Origin of the sequence: Candidatus Laterigemmans baculatus, from assembly GCF_010367455.1 — a bacterium.
Taxonomy (GTDB): Bacteria; Planctomycetota; Planctomycetia; order Pirellulales; family Pirellulaceae; genus Laterigemmans; species Laterigemmans baculatus.
In genome coordinates, this window is sequence record NZ_WRPR01000091.1 from 1 (window position 1) to 5,530 (window position 5,530).

A 5,530-nucleotide genomic window follows, 5' to 3' on the forward strand; every position below is an offset into this window, starting at 1 on the left:
GCCGACGGCTCAAAAGAGAGAGATCGCCGGATTTTCTGACAGAGCCTGAATTAGCGGCTGAGGGGGCCGCTACTTTCCCGCCCCCTCTCCTGTCGGCCCCAACGTGGCTTCCGCCCCAGCGGCAGGAGCGCTATACTTGCGGCCGACCGCGGGGCGTAGCGAAGCCTGGTATCGCGCCTGCTTTGGGAGCAGGAGATCGCTGGTTCGAATCCAGTCGCCCCGACTTGGGCTCGGTTCTTCGAGCGGAGCTCGAAGAACCGAGCCCAAGTAGAGAGTAGAGAAGAGAAAGTAGAACAGTAGAGCTGGTGGCGGTGACCGTGTTGCCGGAGAGACCGGCGCTTGTGGCGCAAACCAGTTTTCTCTTCTCGACTCGGTCTACTTTCTACTGCTCTACTCTCTTCTCCCGGGGCAGCGGGATGGCTTTCCAGTTCGAGAAGCTGCTGGTCTACCAAAAGGCCGTCGATTTCGCTGAGCAGATCTGCGCATCCACCGAGCAATTCTCCCGCGGCTACGGTTTTCTCGTCGATCAGCTCAACCGTGCCTCGCTCTCTATCTCGGCCAACATCGCCGAAGGCAACGGACGCTTCACCAAGGCCGACCGGAAAAACTTCTTCATCATCGCCCGTGGCTCGGTTCAAGAGTGCGTGCCACTGCTATCGTAAAATCTGATTGCCCTCTTCGCTGGCTGCCCGGGCCGTCTCGCGGGTGCTGTTGCTCCGGCCCTTGATTCCGCGGCGAATTTTTACTCGCCCGCTCGTTCGCGATACAATCGGCGGTCGTCTGCATCGCTGCAGTGCGCTTCGGGACGGCGTCACGCGGGGCAAAAGCATGAGCCGGGTTTGCTGGATCGTCACCGCCGCCTGTTGGCTGGGCCTCTGCCCGCTCGCCGGACGCGCTGCAGAGAAAGTCGATTTCCTCCGCGACGTCCAACCCGTTTTGCAGCAGCACTGCGCCGAGTGCCACGGAGCCGAAGAACGAAACGGCGGCTTCAGCTTCGACGACCCGTCCAGCCTGTTCGATGAGGCGGATTCCGGTGGCTACGTGGTTCTCGCTGGCAAACCAGAACAGAGCGAACTGCTACGGCGTGTCCTCTCGAGCGACGAGAGCGACCAGATGCCGCCCGAGGGCGAGCGGCTGAGCAGTGCGGAGATCGAGCTGTTGAGGCGGTGGGTTGCCCAGGGCGCCCCGTGGCCCGAGAGTGCCGGCCAGCCTGAGTCCGCGAAATTGACCAGCCGGCACTGGTCCTTCCAGCCGCTCTCCAACCCCGCGCCGCCACCGGTGCAGGACGAGCGTTGGCCGCGGAACCCGCTCGATCGCTTCATCCAAGCCCGCCGTGAGGCCGCCGGCTTGGCCGCGATGCCCGACGCCGATCCGGCAACGCTGATTCGCCGCATTTCCTACGGATTGACTGGGCTGCCGCCCACCCCGGACGAGGTGCGACTGTTCCTCGCGGCCGCGGAGTCACCGACCGGGATCGACGGAGCGTGCCAAGATTTGGTCGACCGGCTGCTCAGCCGCCCGGCCTACGGTGAACGCTGGGGGCGGCACTGGATGGACTGGGTCCGCTACGCCGATACCGCCGGAGACAACTCCGATTACCCAATCCCCCAAGCCTACCTGTATCGCGACTACATCATCGAGTCGTTCAATCAGGACCTGCCGTACGACCGTTTTCTGACCGAACAAATCGCCGGTGACCTCTTGCCTGCCGATTCGCAGCAGCAACGGAATCGGCAGACAATCGCCACGGGCTACCTCGCCATGGCGCGGCGTTTCGGTTCGCTCGTCGAACGCTACCCCTGGCACCTCACAATCGAAGATACGATCGACAATCTCGGCCGCACCATGCTGGGGCTGACCGTCGCGTGTGCCCGATGCCATGATCACAAATTCGACCCGATCAGCACGCGTGACTACTACGGTCTCTACGGGATCTTTGCCAGCACGCGCTATCCGTTCCCTGGGATCGAACTGTTCTCGACGCAAAGGGATTTTGTTCCGCTCGTCTCGGATCGCCAAGCAGCCGAGGTGCTCGGGCCGTACCAGCAAAAGTCCGATCAGCTGACTGCCGAGCTCGAGCGATTACTGAACGCCTGTGACCTCAAGGCGTTGGAAATCGCGGCCGAGTCGAGCCGAGCCACGGTCGCGGAGCAGCGGAAGATGCGTGAGGAACTCGACGCGATGCTGCTCAAAGCGAGAAATGCTGGCAAAAAGCTCGCCGACCACCTCAAACAAATTCCCCCCGTCCCCTCGGCCTACGCGGTGCAAGACGGCGACCCGGTCGACGCTCGGATTCAGATCAAGGGCGAACCCGATCGGCTCGGAGCCGACGTCCCTCGCCATTTCCCCGAGATCCTCGGCGGCCAGCAATTGCCCGAAGAAGTAGCCGCGACGACCAGCGGTCGGCTGCAATTGGCCCGTTGGATTACCAGCCCCGAAAATCCGCTGACCGCCCGCGTGATCGTCAATCGCGTTTGGCAGCGGCACTTCGGCCAGGGACTTGTGGCGACCAGCAGCGATTTTGGTCTCCGTGGCGAACCGCCCACGCACCCAGAATTGCTCGACTGGCTGGCCGGCGAATTCATCCGTAGCGGCTGGTCGATCAAGCACCTCCACCGCTTGATTCTAACTTCGCGGACCTACCAGCTTTCCAGCCAGGACCGCGTGGACAATCTCCAGCTGGATCCGGAGAACCACCAGTACTGGAAGTTCAACCGCCAACGGCTCGATGCCGAGTCGATCCGCGATACGCTACTGTCGATCACCGGCTCGCTCGACCGCACACTGCAAAGCGAACCGCATCCGTTCCCGCCCCAGCGCAAATGGAGCTTCACTCAACACCATCCGTTCAAGGAAGCCTATCCGAGCCAAAGGCGCAGCGTCTACTTGATGACCCGACGGCTGACCGCGGACTCCTACTTTCAGACCTTCGACGGCCCCAATCGCAACGCCTGCACCAGCGACCGAGACCAATCGGTGACGGCCCTTCAGGCGTTGTATTTCGTCAACGATGAGTTTGTGCACGACCGGGCGGATCAATTCGCTCAGCAGCTCCTCGAGCCGTCGTGGAGCGACGAGCAACGTCTCCGCCACGCCTTCCACACGATCCTCTGCCGCGCTCCCACCCCGGACGAGTCCGCTTTGATGGGCGAGCACCTCGCTGCGGTTCGGCAGCGTTTGGCGGAGGACGCGGATCGCCAGCAGGCAGCATGGACCAGCCTGACTCGCAGCCTCCTGCGTCTAAACGAGTTCCTGTACCTGGATTAGGTTGGACCCCCGTGACTCACTCCCCTCTGCACCGCCGCGAGTTGCTCCGTTCCCTGCTTGGCAGCTCGTTGCTGATGCCCGGCGTGATGTCGGAGCTGCTCGCCGCGGAAGACCACCCAACGCGGCCCAAAACCCCTCACACGAAGGGGCCAGCGAAATCGGTGATCATGATCTACGCCACGGGAGGCGTGTCACACATCGACACGTTCGATCCCAAGCCGATCACCGGCGGCCGCGATGGCACTGGGGCGGACAAACTGATGGGAAACATCTTCGGTGCCCGGCCGAACCGAAAGTGCGGGACCGAAGTGAGCCACATCTTCCCTCACCTGCGTGAGGTGATGGATGAGATCTGCTTGATTCGCTCGATGAAGGCGTCCCACTTCGACCACTCCGAAGCCACCCTCGGCATGCACACCGGCTCGCCCACGTTTGCCCGGCCGAGCATGGGGTCCTGGATCAGTTACGGTTTGGGGACGTTCAATCAGAATCTGCCCAGCTTCATCGTCATCGCCCCTCACCTCCCCTACGGCGGCACCCAGGTCTACGCCAGCGATTTTTTACCCGCGGTGCATCAAGGCACGCGAGTGCTACCCGGCGACAATCCGATTGCAAACCTGCAGCCCCCCGGTTCCAGCGGCCCGCTTCAGGAACTGGAATTCGATCTTGTCGATAAGCTGAACCAAAAACATTTTCGCAATCGGCAGCACGACACCGCACTGGCCGCCCGCATCCAAGCGTTTGAGACTGCGTTTCAGATGCAGCAGGCGGCGCCGGAAGCTTTTGACCTCAGCCAAGAGCCCGAACACATTCGCCGTCTCTATGGGCTCGACCGCCCCACCAAAGGGCCTGGCGCCGATTTCGCCTGGCAGTGCTTAGTCGCCCGCCGGCTGGTGGAGCGAGGCGTCCGCTTCATCGAGCTGATCGATACCGGCTCGCGTCCCAACTGGGATTCGCATGGCGAGATGAAAGAGCACGCCGAGTTGGCCGCGAATGTCGACCAGCCCACGGCGGGACTGATCAGCGACCTGAAGCAACGCGGGATGCTCGACGAGACGATCGTGGTCTGGGCCACCGAGTTTGGACGCACGCCTCACCGCGAAGGCAAAAACGGCCGCGGCCATCACCGTGACTGCTTCAGCGTGTGGCTCGCCGGCGGCGGTTTCCGCGCCGGCCACGTGCACGGGGCGACCGACGAAATCGGCAAATATGCGGTGGAAGATCCCGTGGAAGTGCATGACCTGCACGCCACCATCCTGCACCAGATGGGCATCGACCACGAGCGGCTGACCTTCCGTCACGCCGGTCGTGATTTCCGTCTGACGGACGTCCACGGCCGGATCGTACGCGATCTCCTCAGCTAACTCACTCGACCTTGGCAATCAGCGGCAGGCGTTCTCGGGAGGAGACCACCACTCCGCCTGGCTTCTCGATCGTTACGGCGAACATGTAGGGATCCTCCAACTCCCGTTTGAACTTCCGCAGCCGGTCGATCAGCCGACGCCGCGCCAGAGTGGCAATGAAGGTCGAATCACCGCTGGCGATGCGGGGCAACAGCGAAGCTGGCAAATCGGTTTCCTTTGCGACGCGCGGACGAAGCGAGGTCGACGCAAGTCCTCGGCCTCGCTCCATTCCGCGGCCATGCTGAAACTTATTTGGGGAGGATCACCGAGTCGATCACGTGGATCACCCCGTTGCTCGCTCCGATGTCGGTTTTTACGACGTTCGCGTCGTCGACCATGACCTTGCCATCTTTGACGGTGATCTTCACCGACGAGCCCTGGACCGTCTTGGCCATCTTGAGTTTGACGACGTCCTTGGCCATCCCTTTCCCCGGTACCACATGGTAGGTCGAGATGCTGACCAGCTTCTCCTTGTTCTCGGGCTTGAGCAACGACTCGAGCGTTCCCTCGGGCAACTTGGCGAACGCTTCATCGGTCGGAGCAAACACGGTAAAGGGCCCCTCCCCCTTGAGCGTCTCAACCAAGTCGGCTGCCTTGACCGCCGTCACTCGGGTCTTGAAATTTCCCGCGCTCACCGCCGTGTCGACGATGTCCTTTTTCTCCTCCGCCTTCGCGAGCCTCGGGCCATCCGCCGCAGAACCCGCGGCTAGCGCCGTCGGCTCAGGGTTTTGTGACAGGGGCTAGCTGGACAGCGCCACTTTGGATGGGTTCGGAGCGGGACGGCTCGCAGAAAAATCGTTTAACGGCAAGCCGAAGGCGACTGCTTTTTAAAACACAGTCGCCTTCGGCTTGCCGTTAAA

At 62.3% G+C, this 5,530-nt stretch carries 5 protein-coding genes and 1 tRNA gene; 4 read left to right on the forward strand and 2 right to left on the reverse strand.

Annotated features, from left to right (window positions below; all coding sequences use genetic code 11):
* The first annotated feature begins 149 nt into the window (after nt 1–149).
* From GNK13_RS16945 to GNK13_RS16960, 4 genes are all read left to right on the forward strand, one after another.
* Nucleotides 150–223 (forward strand) — tRNA-Pro (locus tag GNK13_RS16945).
* A gap of 82 nt (nt 224–305) precedes the next feature.
* Nucleotides 306–662, forward strand: a complete 357-nt coding sequence (locus GNK13_RS16950; RefSeq protein WP_235935284.1) for a four helix bundle protein — start codon at nt 306–308, stop codon at nt 660–662.
* A 166-nt stretch (nt 663–828) separates the two neighbouring features.
* Nucleotides 829–3,267: a PSD1 and planctomycete cytochrome C domain-containing protein gene (locus GNK13_RS16955; protein ID WP_164103747.1), complete on the forward strand. Its 2,439-nt coding sequence runs from the start codon at nt 829–831 to the stop codon at nt 3,265–3,267.
* Nucleotides 3,268–3,278: 11 nt separating this feature from the next.
* A complete protein-coding gene (locus GNK13_RS16960) occupies nt 3,279–4,631 on the forward strand; it encodes a DUF1501 domain-containing protein (RefSeq protein ID WP_235935286.1) in 1,353 nt (450 codons plus the stop codon).
* A gap of 1 nt (nt 4,632) precedes the next feature.
* Here GNK13_RS16960 and GNK13_RS21525 read toward each other — a convergent pair whose 3' ends face one another.
* Both GNK13_RS21525 and GNK13_RS16970 read right to left on the reverse strand, forming a co-directional pair.
* The gene (locus GNK13_RS21525) at nt 4,633–4,836 is read right to left on the reverse strand and encodes a hypothetical protein (RefSeq protein WP_203329112.1); all 204 of its coding nucleotides are present in this window, start codon (nt 4,834–4,836) and stop codon (nt 4,633–4,635) included.
* Between the two features lie 82 nt (nt 4,837–4,918).
* A complete protein-coding gene (locus tag GNK13_RS16970) occupies nt 4,919–5,320 on the reverse strand; it encodes a fasciclin domain-containing protein (protein WP_315852998.1) in 402 nt (133 codons plus the stop codon).
* Between the last annotated feature and the right edge of the window lie 210 nt (nt 5,321–5,530).

Excerpts from the sequence above, each read along its gene's own strand:
- GNK13_RS16955 (WP_164103747.1), top strand. The coding sequence starts at position 829 with ATGAGCCGGGTTTGCTGGATCGTCACCGCCGCCTGTTGGCTGGGCCTC.